This is a genomic window from Burkholderia sp. WSM2230 (genome assembly GCF_000472445.1).
In the GTDB taxonomy this organism is placed as follows: Bacteria; Pseudomonadota; Gammaproteobacteria; order Burkholderiales; family Burkholderiaceae; genus Paraburkholderia.
Window position 1 is genome coordinate 239,639 of the sequence record NZ_AXAJ01000008.1, and the last position, 20,596, is coordinate 260,234.

General features: G+C 63.1%; 10 protein-coding genes. 5 read left to right on the forward strand and 5 right to left on the reverse strand.

Annotated features, from left to right (window positions below; genetic code table 11):
* Positions 1 to 60: 60 nt before the first annotated feature.
* From A3AC_RS0117890 to A3AC_RS0117900, 3 genes are all read right to left on the reverse strand, one after another.
* Complete coding sequence (locus tag A3AC_RS0117890; RefSeq protein WP_025600543.1) at positions 61 to 903, reverse strand: ATP-binding cassette domain-containing protein; 843 nt, start codon at positions 901 to 903, stop codon at positions 61 to 63.
* Between the two features lie 13 nt (positions 904 to 916).
* Positions 917 to 2,080, reverse strand: a complete 1,164-nt coding sequence (locus A3AC_RS0117895) for an ABC transporter permease (RefSeq protein WP_025600544.1) — start codon at positions 2,078 to 2,080, stop codon at positions 917 to 919.
* Positions 2,081 to 2,219: 139 nt separating this feature from the next.
* Positions 2,220 to 3,266, reverse strand: a complete 1,047-nt coding sequence (locus A3AC_RS0117900) for a sugar ABC transporter substrate-binding protein (protein WP_025600546.1) — start codon at positions 3,264 to 3,266, stop codon at positions 2,220 to 2,222.
* A gap of 244 nt (positions 3,267 to 3,510) precedes the next feature.
* Here A3AC_RS0117900 and A3AC_RS0117905 point away from each other — a divergent pair, with 244 nt between their 5' ends.
* The 4 genes from A3AC_RS0117905 to A3AC_RS0117920 all read left to right on the forward strand — a co-directional run bounded on the left by A3AC_RS0117905 (position 3,511) and on the right by A3AC_RS0117920 (position 6,838).
* On the forward strand, positions 3,511 to 4,392 hold the full coding sequence (locus A3AC_RS0117905) for a MurR/RpiR family transcriptional regulator (protein WP_025600547.1): 882 nt from the start codon (positions 3,511 to 3,513) through the stop codon (positions 4,390 to 4,392).
* Positions 4,385 to 5,404: an inositol 2-dehydrogenase gene (gene iolG, locus A3AC_RS0117910; protein WP_025600549.1), complete on the forward strand. Its 1,020-nt coding sequence runs from the start codon at positions 4,385 to 4,387 to the stop codon at positions 5,402 to 5,404. Before A3AC_RS0117905 ends, iolG begins: the two co-directional genes overlap by 8 nt.
* Complete coding sequence (locus A3AC_RS0117915) at positions 5,401 to 6,456, forward strand: Gfo/Idh/MocA family oxidoreductase (RefSeq protein WP_025600551.1); 1,056 nt, start codon at positions 5,401 to 5,403, stop codon at positions 6,454 to 6,456. Before iolG ends, A3AC_RS0117915 begins: the two co-directional genes overlap by 4 nt.
* A gap of 154 nt (positions 6,457 to 6,610) precedes the next feature.
* On the forward strand, positions 6,611 to 6,838 hold the full coding sequence (locus tag A3AC_RS0117920) for a sulfurtransferase TusA family protein (protein ID WP_025600552.1): 228 nt from the start codon (positions 6,611 to 6,613) through the stop codon (positions 6,836 to 6,838).
* 167 nt (positions 6,839 to 7,005) lie between these two features.
* Here the strand turns inward: A3AC_RS0117920 and galU are convergent, their stop codons facing one another.
* Complete coding sequence (gene galU / locus A3AC_RS0117925) at positions 7,006 to 7,887, reverse strand: UTP--glucose-1-phosphate uridylyltransferase GalU (RefSeq protein ID WP_025600553.1); 882 nt, start codon at positions 7,885 to 7,887, stop codon at positions 7,006 to 7,008.
* 70 nt (positions 7,888 to 7,957) lie between these two features.
* Entirely contained in the window at positions 7,958 to 10,867 is a 2,910-nt protein-coding gene (locus A3AC_RS0117930) for a valine--tRNA ligase (protein ID WP_025600554.1), read from the reverse strand.
* A 582-nt stretch (positions 10,868 to 11,449) separates the two neighbouring features.
* Between A3AC_RS0117930 and A3AC_RS0117940 the strand changes: the two genes are divergently transcribed.
* The gene (locus A3AC_RS0117940; protein WP_025600556.1) at positions 11,450 to 20,587 is read left to right on the forward strand and encodes a hemagglutinin repeat-containing protein; all 9,138 of its coding nucleotides are present in this window, start codon (positions 11,450 to 11,452) and stop codon (positions 20,585 to 20,587) included.
* The last annotated feature ends 9 nt before the right edge of the window (positions 20,588 to 20,596 follow it).

Here is a 20,596-nt window from a genome sequence, read left to right on the forward strand (position 1 = left end):
TATCCCTGAATGACGGAGCGCGGCGAGCGGTGCCACGGCAGCAGCCGCCGCGCGAATGAATCAGATCGTTGCGCCTTCGAGTTCGCCGATCATCTTCTGCATCTCGGCGCCGCCCGCCATCATGTCGAGCACTTCGTCCTTGCTGATGGTCTCCTTGGTGAACGTGCCGAGCGATTTGCCGCGATTGAGCAGCGTGAACGAGTCGCCGATCGGGTAAGCGTGATGCACGTTGTGCGTGATGAAGATCACCGAGATGCCTTTCGCGCGCGCCTTGTGGATGAGCTTGAGTACGTTGAAGCTCTGCTTCACGCCGAGCGCAGCGGTCGGCTCGTCGAGAATCAGCACGCGTGCGCCGAAGTGAATGGCGCGCGCTATCGCGAGACACTGCTTCTCGCCGCCCGACATCGTGCCGATCGGCTGATGCGGATCGCGCACATGTATGCCCATTTCGGCGAGCTTGTCGCGCGCGGTGGCGGCGCTCGTTTCAAGGTCCATGACGTTCAGGAACCCGAATAGTTTCTTTTGCGGTTCGCGCCCCATGAAAAAGTTGCGCGCGACAGACAGAAGCGGCACGAGCGCGAGGTCCTGATAGACGGTGGCAATGCCGAGATCGAGCGCGTCTTTCGGCGACTCGAACAGCACCGGCTTGCCGTCGACAAGATACTGGCCCGACGACGGTTGATGTACGCCGGCGAGCGTCTTGATGAGCGTCGATTTGCCCGCGCCGTTGTCGCCGAGCAGGCAGTGCACTTCGCCGCGCTTCAGGCGCAAGGTCACGCCGCTCAGCGCGATGACCTTGCCGAAGTACTTGCTGACGTTTTCGAGCGCGAGGATTACGTCTTCCTGCGGCCCGGCGGCGCTCGCGACGGAAGCTGACTGAGTCACGTTGCTGGTATCGGACATGTTCGTCTCCTCGTTACGACTGCGACACGCGACGGCGCACGTAGTGGTTGAACAGCACAGCGATCAGCAGCATCACGCCGAGGAACACGCGGAACCAGTCGGAGCTCACGTTGGTATAGGTGATGCCGATTTGCACCACGCCGAAGATCAGCGCTCCGAAGCAGGCGCCGATCACCGATCCATAGCCGCCCGTCAGCAAGGTTCCGCCGATCACCGCCGCGATGATCGCTTCGAATTCCTTCTGCAAGCCACGGTCTGCCGCAGCCGAGCCGATGTCGCACACTTGCAGCACGGCGAACAGGCACGAGCAGAAGGCGGTCAGAACGAACAGCAGAATCTTGACGCGACGCACAGGAATACCCACGTTCTTTGCCGCGTTGGCGTCGCCGCCCACGGCGAGAATCCAGTTGCCGGCGCGCGTTTTCGCGAGCACGAACGCGCAGATCGCGGCGAGGCCGAACCACCACAGAATCACCTTCGGAATGCCGGGCACGAGTGCATGGCCGTTATCGAGCAGCGTGCCGATGCCGTGATGCGCGAGCATCGTGAAGAGCGCTTGCAGTGCGACGCCGTGAAAGAGCGTGTTGGCGAGCCAGTCCTGCTGTGCGATATCGCCAACGCCGGACACGATGGTGCGGTCCGCGAACATGATCGACAGCGCGAGCGTGAGGCCGCGAAGAATGAACAGGAAGGCGAGCGTGACGATGAACGACGGCAGCCGCGTGCGCATCACCAGATAGCCGTTGAGCGCGCCAAGCAGCATGGAGCCGACGAATGCAAACAGGATCGCAAGCCAAATCGGCCAGTGAAAGTAGACGGTGGGAATCGCGACCATCATGCCGGCAAAGCCGATCATCGAACCTATCGAGAGATCGAACTCGCCCGCGATCATCAGAAGGCACGCGCCCACCGCGAGGATGCCGAGATAGGCAGACACCTGCGACCAGTTCATCACGCCGTCGAGATTGAACATGCCGGAGCTGCCGGCGGTCAGCGCGAAAACGAGAAACACCAGTACCGCGCCGGAAATCGCGGCGAACTCGGGGCGGTTCAGCAAATGACCGAACCACGATTCCTTGCGCACGCGCTCGTCCGTCTCGGGTCGCGACGCCGCGTTATGCGAAGCGGCGTTGTTCGAGTCGACGTGCGGTGGAAAGTGTTTGCCGGCTACACCCATGATGTCTCCTTGGAGCCGGCTGTGCGTCTCCCCAGCGGAAATGCGGTGCGAGAACGACAGCCGGTGAAGTGCGCGCTGGCGGCGAAGCCGCCTGGCGGGAGCGACGCCCGCCGCGCGCGTGACTAGCTAGTAAAAAGAATCAGCGATACTGCCCTGCGTACTTGACGACCTTGTCGAGGTTTTCCTTCGTGATGAAGCCCGGCCCCGAGCGAATGTTTTTCGGCCCATACGACGGCGCAAGACCGTATGTAGTGAGCCGCGCCTTGAACTTGGGATTCGCTTCGAGAATCTGGCGGATTTTCGCGGGGTCGGTGGTGTGCTCTTTCTTCACTATGGCGAGCACGGCGACCGGAATGTAGCCCTGCAAATAGGGCTGCTGGTCGATCGCGAACTGGATTGTGCCGTTCTGGATGGCCTTGGCGATGTCGTCCGAGAAGTCGAACGTGCAGAAGTAGATCTTGCCGGCAAGGCCCATTTGCTGAACGGCTTTCAGGGTGGCCGAGGCGGGCGTCGGTCCGAGCGTGAGAATTGCGCCAGTGTTGGGATGGTTGCGCAAATAGGCGCTGACCTTCGACTGGATCTCGGTCGGGTCCTGGCCGGAATCGATTGTGGACGCCTTGTAGTCGACGCCGAGTGCCTCCGCGAAACCGCGGCAACGGTCGAACGAAACCGTGTTGGTCGCGATGTGGTTCACGCACAGGAACGACTTCACGCCGGCGGCTTTCGCTTTTTCGCCCGCGGCCTTGCCTGCGACGTACTCAGGTTGGCCGACATGCATGATCGCGCCCAGTTGCGCGCTCTGTTCCTCGGTGCCGGAGTTGATCGTGACGAGCGGAATTTTCTTCGCGGTGACCTTGTTGATCGAGCTCTTCAGCACGTCGTAATCGGCGATGGTGACGATCACGCCGTCATAGTTGCGCGCGGCGGCCTGTTCGACGAGGCGCGCCATATCGGCGATGTCGCCGTTCGGTGGATTGCGATAGTCGGTCTCGACGTTGAAGTCCTCGTCGGCCTGCTTGATTGCATTCTTGATGGTGTTCCACCACGAATCGGAGTCCGGCGCGTGGCTGATCAGCACGAAATGAGCGTCAGCCGCGCGGGCGGCCGTGGCCGCTCCGAATCCCGTCGCCAACGTCAAAGCCGTCACCAGAATCCTGAGCGTAGCCTTGCCCTTGCAAAGTCTCATGTCTCCACCTTTCTCGGTCTGTCGTTATTGAAAGGAGCGACGCACGTTCGCCGAAGCGCCATCGCTCACGACCAAGATTAGGTCATCTTCGAAGGTGGTGCAATAGAAATTTCACGGTGAAGAAAAATGGAAAATGCGTTCCATTTATGCGGTGCGCTGCCTATAATCGGCAACGTCAAACATGCGGTGCGGCGCGTGACGTGAAGCGTCTGCCGCACTGCGAGAAAGCACCGAAGAGAGAGCCATGGCGGAAGAGAGCACCGAAGAATTGCCGAGCGTCGAAGAATTGATGCAGCGCATCGCGGAAAACTACGAGGCGCTGCCACGTCAATTGAAGAGCGTCGCGACGTATATCGAGCAGCATCGTTCGAGCGTGATGGTGGATCGCACAAGCGACATTGCCGCAAGCTGCGGCGTGCATCCGTCGGCGGTCGTGCGCTTTGCGCAGCGCTTCGGCTTTTCCGGCTTTTCCGACTTGCAGGCGGTGTTTCGTCAGGCGTATACGGGGCAGGGCGCTTCGTCACCGAGTTATCAGCAGCGCATTCGCAAGCTGATCGACGAGAAGCCCGGTGCGCTGTCCGGCGGCGCGGTGGCGCGCGAATTCATCGCGGCTTCGCGCGGCGGCCTGGAAGAACTCGAAGCGGGCCTCGACGACAAGCAGTTCGACGCCGCCGTGAAAATGCTGCAGCAGGCGGACAACATCTATGTAATCGGCGTGCGCCGTTCGTTTCCGGTGGCGAGCTACATTGTCTATGCGCTGCAGCACACGCCCAAACGCGTGCACCTCGTATCGGGTTTCGGCGGCATGTATCGCGAGCAGATTCGCAGCGTGAAGAAGGGCGACGTGGTGATCGCAATCAGCTTCGCGCCCTATGCGAAGGAAACGCAGTACTGCCTGCGCGTAGCGCACCATCATCAGGCGAAGACGCTGGTTATTACGGACAGCCAACTATCTCCGCTCGCGCGCTACGCCAGCACTCAACTGTATGTGAAAGAGGGCAGCGCGTTCGCGTTCCGCTCGCTGACCAGCACGATCTGCCTGTGCCAGGCGCTTTTCATTGCGCTTGCGTACAAGCTCGAATTGAACGTGGAAGAAGCCAAAGACACTGGAGGATACGATGACTGACGCAGCAAAACCGATCGACGTCGCGGTGTTCGGCGCGGGCCGCATCGGCAGGATTCACGCGGCCAACCTCGCGCGGCAGCCGGGCGTGCGGCTCAAGTATGTGGTCGACGTCAACCGCGAGGCGGCGGCCGCGCTGGCCGCCGCGCACGGCGCGCAAGTGGCGGATATCGACGGCGCCATCGGCGACGCGTCCGTTGGTGCAACGGTGATATGTTCGAGCACCGACACGCATGCGGACCTGATCATCAAGTCCGCCGCGCAGAGAAAGCACGTGTTCTGCGAGAAGCCGGTGGACCTCACGCTGGAGCGCGCGCGCGCCTGCGCCGACGCGGTGGAACGCGCGGGCGTGGTATGCATGATCGGCTTTCAGCGCCGCTTCGATCCGACGTTTTCCGCGCTGAAGGCGCGCCTCGACGCGGGCGAGATCGGCACGCCGGAAATACTCGTGGTGACGAGCCGCGATCCGGGGCCGCCCCCTGTCGAATACATCCGTCATTCGGGCGGCATCTTCAAGGACATGCTGATCCACGACTTTGACATCTTCCGCTGGATTCTCGACGACGAAGCCGACACGCTGCATGCCACCGGCAGTTGCCTCGCGGATCCGGCAATTGCGGATGCGGGCGACATCGACTCCACCGCGGTGACGATCCGCACGAAGCGCGGCCGGCTGTGCCAGATCAACACCGCGCGGCGCGCCGCGTATGGTTACGATCAGCGCTTTGAAGTGCTGGGCAGCACCGGCATGCTGCAAGCGGGCAACGTGCGGCCCACGGAAGTCACCGCGTACTCGAAGACCGAAGTGTCCAGCGACGTGCCCGAGGCGTTTTTCCTCGAACGCTATCGCGCGGCTTACGCACTGGAAATCGCGCATTTCTTCGAGGCGGTGACGCAGGGCAAGCCGGTGCGAACCACCGTCGCGGACGGCGTGAAGGCGCTCGAGCTCGCGGAGGCGGCAACGCGCTCGTGGCGCGAGGGCCGGGCCGTGAAGCTCGGGGAGGCCGCGCAATGAATGGGGCACCGGCAGCCGCGTCCGCCCGGCCCCTTCATATCGGCGTGGTCGGTCTCGGGCGGCTCGGTAAGCGTCACGCGGAGAATCTGGCGTATCGCGTGCCGGGCGCGGAACTCGTCGCCGCGTGCAGTCCGCTCGAAGAAGAGCGGGCGTGGGCGCGCGAGGCTTTGCCGTCGCCGCGCCTCTACGACGATTACGCAAAGCTGCTCGGCGACAGCGACGTGGACGCCGTGTGGCTCGTCACGCCCTCGTCGCTGCACGCGCAACAGATCGTGGACGCTTTGCGCGCCGACAAGCACGTGTTCTGCGAAAAGCCTTTGTCGCTCGATCTCGCCGAATGCGAGCGCGTGCTGGCCGAGGCCGCGCGCTTTCCGTATCTTCAGGCGACCATCGGCTTCATGCGGCGTTTCGATCCGAGCTATCAGGACGCGTTCGACAAGATCACCGCGGGCACGATTGGTCGGCCGTTTCTGGTGCGCTCGCAGACCGCCGACAAAAACGATACCGATGGTTTTTTCGTGCAATTTGCTGCGACTTCCGGCGGCATTTTCCTGGATTGCACGGTGCACGACATCGACATCGCGCGCTGGCTGCTCGGCAAGCCGCGCGCGACGCGCGTGTTCGCGGCCGGCGCGACTGCGCTGCATGAGGGCCTGCGCGAGTTCGGCGACGTCGACAACGGTGTCGCGATCTGCGAGTTCGAGGGTGGCAAGCTCGCGATGTTCTACGCGTCGCGTACCCAGGCGCACGGCAATGATACGCACAGCGAAGTAATCGGCACGACGGGCGCGCTCGCCATTGGCCGCAATCCGCGCGCGAATCGCGTGGAGATTTACGACGCGGGCGGTATTCGCAACGAATGCACGCCGAACTTTTTCGATCGTTTCGAAGAGGCGTTTTTGCGCGAGGCGCAAGCGTTTGTCGGTTCAGTGCAGGGCGGGGTGGCATCGAACGTGCAAGCCGGTGCGACGCTCGCCGATGCGCTCGAGGCGACGCGCATCGGCAATGCGCTGCGGCAGTCGCTGCAAAGTGGGCAGGCGGTGACGTTGTAGCGCGGGGCTTGCGCGGCGGCTTTGTCAGCACGGCGACGTCGGCCGCGCAATCAGCGATGGCGGCACCGGCAAGGCGACGGAGGCTGCGGTAGAATTTGACCCTCTGTCCGGCGTCGCACACGGCGCCTCGTCCCGAAGGTCATCGTCGATGCAAATTCAGGTTCACAAGGAAGTCGATGCGCGCGGGCTGATGTGCCCGCTGCCCATCCTGCGCGCCAAGAAGGCGCTCGCCGACATGGAAAGCGGCCAGATTCTCAAGGTGCTCGCCACCGACCCGGGCTCGCAGCGCGATTTTGCCGCGTTCGCGAAGCAGACCGGCAATGAGATTGTCGAGAGCTCGGCACACGACAAGGTGTTCACGTTTCTGATGAAACGCCGTTAAAACACGTGCCGAGTCGCGCCACGGCGGACGCGCCCACCCGGCGCTCATTCAGCGCTCATTCAGCGCGCGTCGGCAAACAAAAGGCGCTGTGCCCGCCAAAGCGGAGCACAGCGCCTTTTTCGCTTCTGTCCGGCGCGAAGCAGCGGCCGGGCCTCTCGCGCAAAGCCTTAGCCTTCCAGCACCGGCGAACGCGTACGCAGATATTCCTCGAAATCCGCGGCTACTTCCGGATGGCGCAGCGCGAATTCCACCGTCGCCTTCAGATAACCGAGCTTGCTGCCGCAGTCGAAACGCGTGCCGTGATATTTGTACGCGAGCACCTGTTCGTCGGCGAGCAGCGACTGGATCGCGTCCGTGAGCTGCAATTCGCCGCCCGCGCCCGGCTTGATCGCGCGGATGTGGTCGAAAATGCGCGGCTTCAGCACGTAACGGCCGACTACACCGAGGTTGGACGGTGCCACGCTCGGCTCTGGCTTTTCGACGATGCCCGACATCTTGATGATCGAGTCTTCCCACTCCTTGCCGTCGACGATACCGTACGACTTGGTCTCTTGCGGCGGGATTTCTTCCACGCCGATTACCGAGCTGTGATAGTGGTCGAACACCTCGATCATTTGCGTCATGACGGGCGGCGTGCCGTACAGCAGGTCGTCCGCGAGAATCACGGCGAACGGGTTGTCGCCCACCAGCTTTTCCGCGCACAGCACCGCGTGGCCGAGGCCGAGCGCTTCCGGCTGACGCACGTAGAAACAGTCGACATGGCTCGGCTTGATGCTGCGCACGAGTTCCAGCAGCTTGTCCTTGCCGCGTGCCTCGAGTTCGGCTTCGATTTCGTACGACTTATCGAAATGGTCCTCGATCGCGCGTTTGCTGCGGCCCGTGACGAAGATCATCTCCGTGATGCCGGCCGCCATGGCTTCTTCCACCGCGTACTGAATCAGCGGCTTGTCGACGATGGGCAGCATTTCCTTCGGGCTTGCCTTCGTGGCAGGGAGGAACCGGGTGCCAAGACCTGCTACCGGAAATACCGCCTTTGTAACTTTTAGCATGTGATTTACCCTGAGTCCTCTGGTTTAGCTATCAGTCCGTGCCGCCGCGCGGGCGGGCATGGAGCGTCGATCAGGCCGGCAAGCGCGCGAACTGCGCTTTCAGCTTGCCGACAGTTGCTTCGAATTCCGCCAGCCTTTTCTGCTCCTGCTCGACGACTGCGGGCGGCGCCTTGGCGACGAAACTTTCGTTCTGCAGTTTGGCGTTGCACTTGACGATTTCCGTGCTCAACCGCGCGATCTCCTTCGACAAACGCTCGCGCTCGAGCGCGACGTCAATCTCCACCTTCAGCACGAGCTTGTCGCTTCCTACAATAGCAATTGGCGCGCCATCTGCCTGCGCGTCGAGTGTTGCCTCGTCGGCGATGATCTGCACTTCGGACAGACGAGCCAATGCCTGGGCGTACGGAGCGAAAGTGGAGAGACGCTCCGCGTTGCCGGTGGCGAGCAACGGCACCTTAACCGCCGGCGAGAGATTCATTTCGCCGCGCAGATTCCGGCACGCATCGATCACCGCCTTCAGGTCGGCCGCCCATTGCTCTGCTTCTTCGTCGATCTTCGACATCTCGGCAACGGGATACGGCTGCACCATAATGGACGCTTCGCCCTCGGTTTTGCCCGCGGGATAACGCCCGGCCAACGGTGCAACTTTCTGCCACAACGCCTCGGTGATGAACGGAATCACCGGATGCGCGAGGCGCAACACCGTCTCCAGCACGCGCAGCAGGGTGCGCCGCGTGGCGCGCTGCTGGTTCGGCTGACCCGTCTGGATCTGCACTTTGGCGAGTTCGAGATACCAGTCACAGTATTCGTCCCACACGAACTTGTATAGGGCGTTGGCCACATTGTCAAAGCGATAGTCGGCAAAACCCTTGGCGACCTCGGCTTCCACGCGCTGCAGAAGCGAAACGATCCAGCGGTCCGCGGACGAGAAATGCAGATGCCCCTGCGGCCCGCATTCGCCGCATTCGGCCGGCTTGCCGAAGCCGCAGTCGTGGCCTTCGCAGTTCATCAGCACGAAGCGCGTGGCGTTCCACAGCTTGTTGCAGAAGTTGCGGTAGCCCTCGCAACGCGCAAGATCGAAGTTGACGTTGCGCCCGAGCGTGGCCATTGACGCCATCGTAAAACGCAGCGCGTCCGTGCCGAAGGCAGGAATGCCGTCCGGAAACTCCTTGCGGGTTTTCTTTTCGATCGACGCCGCCTGCTTCGGATTCATGAGGCCGGTGGTGCGCTTGGCGACGAGCGCGTCAAGTCCGATGCCGTCGACAATGTCGATCGGGTCGAGCGTATTGCCCTTGCTCTTCGACATTTTCTGGCCTTCGGCGTCGCGCACCAGGCCGTGCACGTAGACCGTGTTGAACGGTACCTTACCGGTGAAGTGCGTCGTCATCATGACCATGCGCGCGACCCAGAAGAAGATGATGTCGAAGCCCGTTACCAGCACCGACGACGGCAGGAAGTGCTTCAGTTCCTGCGTTTCGTTCGGCCAGCCGAGCGACGAGAACGGCACGAGCGCGGACGAAAACCACGTGTCGAGCACGTCTTCGTCGCGCTTGAGCGGGCCTGTGTAGCCGGCTTCAGCTGCTTTCTCGCGCGCGCCTTCCTCGGTCTTCGCGACGAAGATTTCGCCGTTTTCGCCGTACCACGCCGGAATCTGATGCCCCCACCAGAGCTGGCGCGAGATGCACCAGTCCTGGATGTTTTCGAGCCACTGGTAGTACGTGGTCGTCCAGTTTTCCGGCACGAACCTGATCTCGCCGTTGCGGACCACGTCGAGCGCCGTTTCGGCAATCGACTTGCCCGGATTGAACGTGCCCTCTGGCGCCGGCTTGCTCATGGCGACGAACCACTGGTCGGTGAGCATCGGCTCGATCACGACGCCGGTGCGGTCGCCGCGCGGCACCATCAGCTTGTGGGGCTTGACCGATTCCAGCGCGCCGAGTGCTTCGAGGTCGGTGACGACCTGCTTGCGGGCTTCGAAGCGGTCGAGGCCGCGGTATTTTTCCGGCGCGTTCGCGTTGATCTTCGCGTCGAGCGTGAGGATTTCGATTTGCGGCAGCTTGTGGCGCAGGCCGACCTGGTAGTCGTTGAAGTCGTGCGCGGGCGTCACCTTGACGACGCCCGTGCCGAATTCGCGGTCGACGTAATCGTCGGCGATGATCGGCACTTCGCGGTTCGACAACGGCAGCGTGACAGTCTTGCCGATCAGGTGCGCGTAGCGCTCGTCTTCCGGGTGGACCATCACGGCGGTGTCGCCGAGCATGGTTTCGGGACGCGTGGTGGCGACCGTCAGGTGGCCCGAGCCGTCGGTGAGCGGGTACTGGATGTGCCACAGGTGGCCGTTTTCCTCTTCGCTGACGACTTCGAGATCGGACACGGCGGTGAGCAGCACCGGGTCCCAGTTCACGAGGCGCTTGCCGCGATAGATCAGGCCCTGTTCGTAGAGGCGCACGAACACGTCACGCACGGCGGCCGACATTTTGTCGTCCATCGTGAAGTATTCGCGCGACCAGTCGATGGAGGCGCCAAGGCGCCGCACCTGGTTCGTGATGGTCGAGCCGGACTCCTGCTTCCATTCCCAGACGCGTTCGACGAATTTCTCGCGGCCGAGGTCGTGGCGCGACACGCCTTTGGCGTCCAGTTGCCGTTCGACGACGATCTGCGTGGCGATGCCCGCGTGGTCAGTGCCCGGCACCCACAGCGTGTTTTCGCCGAGCATGCGGTGATAGCGGGCGAGGCCGTCCATGATGGTCTGGTTGAACGCGTGGCCCATGTGGAGCGTGCCGGTGACGTTCGGCGGCGGCAGCTGGATCGAGAAGTCCTTGCCGTTCCCGTTGAAGGAGGGCGCCGCGTAGGCGCGCTTTTCCCATTCCGGGCCCCAGTGGGCTTCGATGGTGTGCGGCTCGAAGCTCTTTGCAAGGGTGGAGGCGCTCTGGGTGTCGCGCTGAATGTCGGGCTGGGTGTCGCTCGGGGTCTCGCTCATGTGTCGATCGGCTGGTAAATGCGGAGAATGTTCGATTATAAAGGGCGCCGGGGGCGCGGTTTGGGTTTTGGGGTTTCTGGCTAGAGGCTGGTTTTGTTAACCCCTTGGCCTTTCCTTGAATTCACGGCGGTGTATTAGCGTTGCCCCTGTGCGAGCGGCAGTTACTTTCTTTGTCCCCCAAGGGACTTCCTTCGGGGCGCCGCCGCGCGCTGCGCGAGCCCGCGCACACCTCTTGGTAGTTCGCCCCAGGCGAAGCCGATGACCTCGCCGCGAGGAAAGGCGCGCGGTCGGTTTTGAGCGAACCGTTCCGGCGATCACGAAGTGCGACGCGGAGGCTCACTGCCTTGTCGCTCACACAGAATCTGCGGGGAACAGATTCCAGATGCAACAGGTGAAACATGCGGCCATGCAGGATCGAGCGTATCAGTTGACGCCCGCCTGTGCGGCGGAATGCAACGGCAATCAGAAAAAGCTGATTTCGCGTGATCCGTTGTGTGGGCGCGAACCTTGACGATTCTTCACAGTTTTTGCCTTGGGGTTCTGTACGTTACGAGGTCTTTGCTGATTCGTAATACAAGAACAATGAACCACAGAACATACAGGCTGGTGTTCAGCCGCCTGAGAGGCATGCTCGTCGCGGTCGAGGAAACTGCCGCAGCGACGGGCAAAGGGCACGGCGAGATCAGTGCAACACGGCACCCGCAGATGGAGGCATCGCATACCTCGCGATTCGCATTGCGAAGCATTGTCCTTGCCGCTCTTGTGCTGCTCGGCGCCGTGCCGGCCGTTACTGTGGCGCAGATTGTCGCAGCACCGGGCTCCGGCGCGCAGGTCATGTCGACGCAGAACGGCTTGCCGCAGGTGAACATCGCGCGACCATCAGGTGCGGGTGTCTCGGTCAACAGCTATTCGCAGTTCGATGTGCAGAGGCCCGGCGCGATCCTGAACAACTCGCCCACCATCGTGCAGACCCAGCAGGCGGGCATGATCAACGGTAATCCGAACTTCGCAGCCGGGCAGTCCGCGAAGATCATCGTCAATCAGGTCAAGAGCAGCGCGGCGAGCCAGATCAACGGCTATCTGGAAGTCGCCGGCCAGCGAGCCGAAGTCGTCATTGCCAACGGCAGCGGAATCAGCGTGAACGGCGGCGGCTTCATCAACACGTCCCGCGCCATCCTCACGACCGGCACGCCGAACTACGGCGCGGACGGCAACCTGGCAGGTTTCAACGTGACGGGTGGGAACATCACCGTGCAGGGCGCGGGCCTGAATGCCGGTAACGTCGACCAGGTCGATCTGATTGCGCGCGCCGTGCAGGCGAATGCCGCAATATATGTGAAGAACCTGAACGTCATCACGGGCGCCAATAGCGTCGATCACGATACGCTGAATGCCACGCCCATCGTGGGCAGCGGACCGGCGCCGGGCGTTTCCATCGACGTGAGCAATCTGGGGGGCATGTACGCAAACCGCATCGTTCTCGTGGGCACGGAGAACGGCGTGGGCGTATCGACAAAAGGGGTGCTGGCTGCGCAGGCGGGTGACCTGACGCTCACCACGGCGGGCAAGCTCGTGCTTGCAGGACAGACCAGTACGAGCGGCAATATCGCGATCAGTGCGCACGACGGCATCGATAACAGTGGCACAACCTACGCGCAGCAGTCAGTCAGCGCGAATACATCCGGCGCGCTGACTAGCAGCGGCACGCTCGCCGCGCAGCAGAACACAACCGCTACCGCCAGCAGCATCGTATCGACGGGCACGCTCGGCGCCGGTATCAACAGCGACGGCTCGATTGCCCCCGGCGGCGAACTGAACCTGAGCGCAAGCGGCGCGCTGACGGCCACCGGCCGCAATGCCGCGGGCGGCAGCGCGACGGTAGAGGGCGCCTCGGTCAATCTGGCCGGCAGCAGCACATCGGCCAAAGGCAACCTGACACTCATCGCGACGGCGGGTGACCTGAACAACTCTGGCGCGACGACGACCGCAGGCGGTACGCTGACGGCGAGCGCCGCCGGCACGCTCACGAACGACAACGGCGTCCTTTCGTCGGGCGCTGCGCAGACCGTCAACGCGGGCGCGCTGTCGAACCGCAGCGGCCAGATGGTCGCGGGCGGCGCGCTCGTGGAAAACGTCGCAGGTGCGGTGTCGAACGCGGGCGGCACGATGCAGGCGGCGGGCGCGTTCACGGCGAGCGCCGGACCATTCGACAACACGGCGGGACGCGTCGCGTCGCTCAATGCGGACGGCCTGAGCCTCTCCGCGGCTGGGCTGCTGAACAACGGCGCAGGGGGCACCGGCGTTGGCGCCATCGGCGGAAATGGCAACGTCACGGTGCAGGCCGGTCAGATTGCAAACGCCGGCTCCATTTCGGCGGTCCAGAACCTGATTGCGGCAGCGGTGCAAGCCCTGTTCAACAGCGGCACGCTCGCGGCGAACGTAAACGTGAACGCATCGGCCGGCACGACGCTGAGCAATGCGAACACGATCGCAGCCGGCAGGCAGGCATTCATCAGCGCTGCGACATTCGACAACAGCGGCGGCTCGGCGAGCGCGGACCAGTTCACGCTTGCGGCAACGAACCTCGTCAACCACGGTGGCGCGATCACGCAGACCGGCAGCGGCGTGACGACCGTCAACGTAGCCGGCACGCTCGACAACGTCGGCGGCACGCTCCAGACCAATAGCTCGAATCTCGCGCTCGGCCCCGCGACGCTGGTGAACGACAATGGCACGATTTCCAGTTCTGGCAGCGGCACGCTGTCGGTGAAAGTGGCATCGCTGTCAAACAACGGCGGCACGATCGCGACCAACGGCGCACTGACGATTGACGGCGGTCCCAACGGCGGTGCAGTGTCGAACCGCGGCGGCACGCTCGCGGGCCAGTGGTCAGCCGCGCTGAATGTCGGTTCACTCGACAACAGCGCGGGCGGCTACATCGGAGCGCAGAACGTGAGCGTGAAGGACGCGGGCGTCCTCAGCAATGCGGGCGGCACGATCCAGGCGAATGACACGCTGGCGCTATCCGCGCAGTCGGTGGCGAACGATGGAGGCACGATCGCCAACGGCGGTTCGGGCGCGACGACGGTCAATGCGGCCGGCGCGCTGACGAACACGAATAACGGCCTGATTGGCGGCAATGGCGACGTGTCCGTAACGGGTGCGAGCATCGACAACTCGGGCGGCGCAATCACGGCAGCGGGCGCCACGTCCGTGCAGTCCGGCAGCACGCTCGGCAACCGCGCCGGCATGATTCAGGGCACCGGCAATGTGACCGCATCGGCTCAGGGCGCGCTCGACAACACGGGCGGCCAGATCGAGGCGGACGGTGCGAACGCGACCATGCAGGTATCAGGCGCATCGCTCGACAACACGAACGGCCGCATCGCGAACACCGGCAGCGGCGCGACCACAATCAGCGCAGCCGCAATCACGAACAGCAATGCCGGCGGCGTCGCAGGCGCGGGCACGATCGGCGGCAATGGCGACCTGGCGCTCAACGCGCAGACGCTATCCAGCACGGGCGGCGCGCAGATCGTCTCGGGCCACGACCTGACGCTGAGCATCGGACAACTCGCTGACAACACGAACGCCACGCTGTCAGGCGCGCATAACGTCACGCTGAATGGCCCGAATGCGGCAATCATCAACGCAGGCGGCTCCATTCATGGCAACGGTGCAATCGCGCTCGATGCCGCTTCGCTCGACAACACATCGGGCAGAATCGGCAACGACACGGGCAGCGGCGGCGGCATCGCAATTGCAGCCGGTACGCTCGCGAACCAGAACGGCGCGATCGGCAGCGACCAGGATCTGAGCGTCACGACGAACCGGCTGACCGGCGACGGCCGGATCATCGCAGGCAACGACGGCGTGGTGACAGTCAACGGCGATTACACGCTCGACGGTGCGAACCGGATTCAGGCCAACCACGATCTGAGCTTTACCACGGCGGGCAGCTTCACGAATCAGGGCACGCTCGGCGCGGTCAATGCTCTTACGGTGAACGCCGCGAATGTCGATAACCAGGCCGGCGCGGACCTCAACTCGACGAACACGACCGTCAATGCGGCGGGCTGGATTGCCAACGCCGGCCGCATCGAAGGCGACAGCGTCACCACGCACAGCGCGTCGCTGACCAATACCGCCACCGTCGTCGGCAATACCGTGACGCTGAACGCCGGTTCGATCGCCAACACGGGCACAGCAGCGGCGATTGCCGCAGCGTCGCAACTGAACCTGTATTCGCCCGGCGATATCTCCAACACGGGCGGCGCGAACATATTCAGCCTCGGCGACGTCAACATCGCGGCAAATGACACACGCGACGCAAACGGGCTGCTCGCGAACCGCAGCAACTCCGTCACCAATGACCAGTCCACGATCGAGGCGCAGGGCAACATCGAAGTCGCCGCGCAGACGCTGACCAACACGCGCCCCGCGCCCACGGTCGAAACGGTCACGACGGGTGTCGACACGCTCCATCAGACCAAGCGCGACAAGTACATGGCGTGCGCCACCGGCAACAGCGACAAGGGTTACTGCACGCAGGCAATGTGGGACAACGGCTACATCGCGCCGGTCAGCTCCACCTTTGCCGTTTCGCAGATCGTCACCGAACAGGTCGGCTCGAACGCGACTGACCGCATGCTGGTGGTGAACGTCAACGGCCAGAACAAGACGATTTACTACAACACGGTCACCACTAATCCCGATAACACGATTACCGTTAGCTATTGGGATGGCTACGACCCGAACGTCAACTATGACCCGGCCACCGAGTACGCGTCGCGCAACGATGCGCACAAAGGTTATCAGCGCGTCGAGATAGCGCGCGACACGACTACCACCACACAGCAGGACCAGGTAAGCGGGCCGCAGGCCCAGCAGGCGCAACTAATCGCGGGCGCCAACCTGACGCTCGCCAACGTCGGGACCGTGAACAACGCATATAGCGCGATTGCCGCGGGCAGCGCCATCGCGATCGGCAGCGATGCCTATGGCGGTACGGTCGTGAACAACACCGGCCAGACGCTTTACCAGTACCAGAAGCAGGATATCGTTTCGACCTACGCGTGGAACGAAGACATCTCGCGCGACGTTGGAACGGTAGTAGAGCCCTCGATTGTGCTGTCTCCCGTTGCGATCGGTGGCACTGGCGGCACGATCATCGCGAACAATGCGGTACAGATCAATGCCACCGACATCAACAATACGAACGTCGCGGCCGCCAACTCGGCGACGGGTGCGACTGGCGGCACGCTTGGCGCGAACGGCACCGTTGGCGGCGTCACGGGCGGCGGCGCGCAGACCGTCAACCTTGCGACCGGGCAGACGCAGACGATCAACGCGCCACAATCGATCGCAGGACCGACCGGGGCGCTCAATATCACGTTGCCGTCGGGCGGCCTGTACACGTTCAACACGTCGCCTGGCGCATCGTATCTGGTTGTGACCGATCCGCGCCTGACCAGCTATACGAGTTTCATTTCCAGCGATTACATGCTCGGCGCGCTCGGGCTCGATCCGTCGAAAATCATCAAGCGACTCGGCGACGGCGCGTATGAAGAACAGCTTGTGCGCAACCAGATCACGCAGCTTACGGGCCGCGTGTATCTGCAAGGCTATACGAGCAATGAGGACGAATACCGCGCGCTGATGACCCGTGGCGTGAACGTCGCGCAGCAGTTCAATCTTGAGCCGGGCATGGCGCTCACGGCCGCGCAGATGGATGCGCTCACCAGTGACATCGTGTGGCTCGTCAGCCAGACTGTGACCCTGCCGGACGGCAGCATGCAGCAGGTGCTGGCGCCCGTCGTGTATCTCGCGCATGCTCACGCAAACGACCTGCAACCAACCGGCGCACTGATTACCGCCGACGATGTCGAGATTCATGCGACCGGCAGCGCGACCAATTCGGGCGTCATCAAGGGCGGCACGCAGACCGTTATCAGCGCGACCAATATCCTGAACCGGGGCGGCACAATTGGTAGTAGCGGCGAGAACGGCACGACGGTTGTCTCCGCGACGAATGACCTGGTCAACGCATCTGGCCGGATCATGGGCAACCGTGTGGCGGTGCTGGCCGGTCACAATATCGTCAATACAACACTGGTCGACGCGGTCGGTGTCAGTTCAACGGCCGGCAACAGCCGGGTCAGTCAGACGCTGCTCGGTGCGCAGGGCACGATTGCATCGACTGGCGATATGGTCATCGCGGCGGGCAACGACCTGCTGGTTCACGGCGCCAACATCGCGGCTGGCGGTAACGCACAGATCGCCGCCGGGCACGATATCAGCGTCGATACGGTGCAGGCGGACACGTTGCAGTCCGTCACGAAGAACGCGAACCATCATTGGGAAGCGTCCGGCACGGTGAACGAAACCAGCGCGATCACGTCGGGCGGCAGCCTCGCGATGCAGAGCGGCAACGACATGACGTTCAAGGGGGCGACGGTCGCAGCGGGCGGCGACATGGCCGTGGTGGCGGGCGGCAACCTGACGGCGACCACGGTCACGAACACCGCGACCTATAACAACGTTGCGACCGACGACAAAACGCGCAAACAGACGGACCGCAGTTACGACGAGCAGGCAGTCGGTACGACCTTTACCGCCGGCGGCAGCGGTACGCTTGCCGCGCTCGGCGCCGACGCGAGCAAGGGCAATGTCACGCTTACGGGCTCGTCACTGTCGACGGGAACCGGCGCGGCGAATATCGTCGCGACCGGCAACGTAAACATCAATGAAGCGCGCGAAGAGCACGACAGCTACACGGCAACCGAGTCGAAGCGCGGCAGTACATTTCACGGTTCCACTACCGACACGAGCCAGGCCTCGCAGGCGAATATCGGTGTCGCGAGTACGGTGTCGGGCGACTCGGTCAACATCCGCGCGGGTAAAGACCTGACCGTGAAAGGCGCGACTGTGGCCGGCACGAACGACGTGAATCTTGCAGCGGGCGGTAACGTCAGTATCACGACCTCGCAGGACACACAGACCACGTCGAGCTATTACCAGAAACACGAATCCGGCTTCGGCACGGGCGGCGGTATCGGGATATCGGTTGGCAGCCAGACGCAGACCAACACGGCCGGCACGTCGCAGGTGACGAACACGGGCAGCACGATTGGCTCACTGAATGGCAACCTCAACATCGTCGCGGGCAACGACCTGCATGTGACAGGTAGCGACCTGATTGCGGCGAAGAACGTCACAGGTACGGGCGCGAATGTGACCATCGACTCGGCGACGGATACGTACCACCACGACGACAAGCAGACGGTCAGCAAGAGCGGCTTTACGCTCGCAATCAAGGCGCCGGTCATCGACGCGATATCGAACACGGTCGGTGAGGCGCACGCGGCAAGCCACAGTCAGGACGATCGTGCGGCGGCGTTGCATGGGATGGCGGCGGCAAGCGGCGCAGTGGATGCAGCGGGCGCAGCGGCTGGTCTTGTGGGCGCGCTGGCAAGCGGCGGGACGCCCGAAGCCAAGATAGAACTGAGCTACGGCAGCAGCCACAGTGAGAATACATACTCCGAGGACAGTAGGACGAATCGCGGCTCGAACGTAACGGCGGGCGGCACGGCCGCGTTTGTCGCGACCGGCAACGGCGCATCTGGCAACGGCGCCGGCAGCGGCAACGTGACAATCGCCGGCTCGAACGTGAACGCCAACGACGTGATCCTGGCAGCAAAGAACCAGGTGAATCTCGTCAACACGACCGACACGGATTCGACGCGCAGCACGAACCAGTCGAGCAGCGCGAGCGTGGGTATTTCATACGGAACACAGGGCTTTGGCGTGTCCGCGTCGATGTCCAGGGCGCACGGCAACGCGAACAGCGACACGGCGATGCAGAACAACACGCACGTGACGGCCGCGAACACCGCGACGATTATCTCGGGCGGCGATACGAACGTCATCGGTGCGAATGTCAACGGCCGTCAGGTGAACGCCGATGTTGGCGGCAACCTGAACCTCGCAAGCGTGCAGGACACGATGACCTCGGCCGCGCACCAGGAAAGCACAGGCGGTGGATTCGCGATCAGTCAGGGTGGCGGCAGCGCCAGCTTTAGCCACACGAATGCCAACGCGAGCGGCAGCTATGCGGGCGTGAATGAACAGGCGGGTATCCACGCGGGCGACGGCGGGTTCCATGTCTCGGTCACTGGCAATACAGACCTCAAAGGCGCGGTAATCGCGAGCGATGCCGACGCGTCGAAGAACACGCTTGCAACGGGTACGCTGACCTATAGCGACATCCAGAACTCGTCGAGCTACAACGCGCATTCGGGAGGGATCGGCGGTGGCGTGACGACCGGCGATGGTGGCACGAACTACGGCACGCACGGTCCGGCCTCGACATCGAACGGACCAAACGCGGGCGGCCCCGCGCCGATGCTCAGCCAGAACGATAACGGCAGTGACAGTGCGACGACGAAAAGCGGCATCAGCGCGGGCACCATCAGCGTGACCGATGTGGGCCACCAGACGCAGGGCATCGCAAGCCTGAACCGTGACACGTCGAACACCAACGGCATGGTGGCGAAGTTGCCGGACGTGAACAACCTGCTGGATCGTCAGTCGGACATGATGGCCGCGGCCGGTGCGGCCGGCGAAGCCGTTTCACGACGGATTGGCGACTACGCGGACCGCAAAGCGAGAGACGCAGGCGGCGACGGCGGCGGCTGGCAGGAAGGCGGGACAAATCGCGCGATCATGCAGGCCGCGGGTGCCGCGCTCGTGACCGGGCTTGCAGGCGGTAATGCGCTCGGCGGCGCGGCGGGTGCGGGTATTGCGTCGATCGCGGCGGGCAACCTGAACAAGATGAGCGACGCGATTGCAGACTCGGATCCGACCGGGAACGCGAACATGAACCAGGCGCTTGGGAACATCGTGGCGAACGCAATCGCAACCGGTGCGGGTGCTGCGGTGGGCGGCAATGCGGGAGCGTTCTCGGGGTACAACGTTGACCGGTTCAATCGAATGCTCCACCCGGATGAAAAGAAACTCATTCACGACCTTGCCAACGGCGACGCCGACAAGGAACATCGTCTGGAAGCGGCTGGATGCGCGCTTGTTCACTGCGCGGCCGAATTTGCGCCGGGTACAGCGGAGTACGCCAGGTATTCAGCGCTGGAGCAGGAGGGAGCTGGCTACACCCCCGAACGGGCTCAGTTGCAGAACTACAACGGCAGGTCTGTCTCGCTTGCGGGCTATGGTGGCATGGTGCGGCAAAGCTCGGGGGGATTGTTCCAATATCCTGTAGCCGATTCGACCGCTGACAACAAGGCAATGCGGGCCGCAATGGAGGCCCAGCGCCCCGGGTCAGTTGACTATTTGACTGTCGAAGGTGGCGGACTCGGGGTCGGCGGCGCATTAACTGTGAATCTTCATAACGGCAACGTTTACTTGTCGGCCTCAGGATCGGTGCCCGTCGTGCCAAGCGCGTCAATTGTTGGCGGTATGGTCGCTTCGAACCCCGGATTACCTGCGGGGCAGAAAGGAAGCAATACCGACGATTTTTTGGCGGGCGCATCTGCTGGAGGCGGTGCCTGCGCCTTCGGTGTCTGCGGGGGCGTGAACCACGGAATCGGCGGTGATACCGCCTTCGAGATAGGCGTAGGCGCCGGTGGGATAACCAAGGCGCTTAATCCTAGTGCGTATGGCGGCACAGGATACGGCAATCGTATTGGTAAATTACCTGCGTATTGATTCGAGCGT

Coding starts and splice junctions, on each gene's coding strand:
- A3AC_RS0117890 (WP_025600543.1), bottom strand. CDS start 903: ATGTCCGATACCAGCAACGTGACTCAGTCAGCTTCCGTCGCGAGCGCC.
- A3AC_RS0117895 (WP_025600544.1), bottom strand. CDS start 2,080: ATGGGTGTAGCCGGCAAACACTTTCCACCGCACGTCGACTCGAACAAC.
- A3AC_RS0117900 (WP_025600546.1), bottom strand. CDS start 3,266: ATGAGACTTTGCAAGGGCAAGGCTACGCTCAGGATTCTGGTGACGGCT.
- A3AC_RS0117905 (WP_025600547.1), top strand. CDS start 3,511: ATGGCGGAAGAGAGCACCGAAGAATTGCCGAGCGTCGAAGAATTGATG.
- iolG (WP_025600549.1), top strand. CDS start 4,385: ATGACTGACGCAGCAAAACCGATCGACGTCGCGGTGTTCGGCGCGGGC.
- A3AC_RS0117915 (WP_025600551.1), top strand. CDS start 5,401: ATGAATGGGGCACCGGCAGCCGCGTCCGCCCGGCCCCTTCATATCGGC.
- galU (WP_025600553.1), bottom strand. CDS start 7,887: ATGCTAAAAGTTACAAAGGCGGTATTTCCGGTAGCAGGTCTTGGCACC.
- A3AC_RS0117930 (WP_025600554.1), bottom strand. CDS start 10,867: ATGAGCGAGACCCCGAGCGACACCCAGCCCGACATTCAGCGCGACACC.
- A3AC_RS0117940 (WP_025600556.1), top strand. CDS start 11,450: ATGAACCACAGAACATACAGGCTGGTGTTCAGCCGCCTGAGAGGCATG.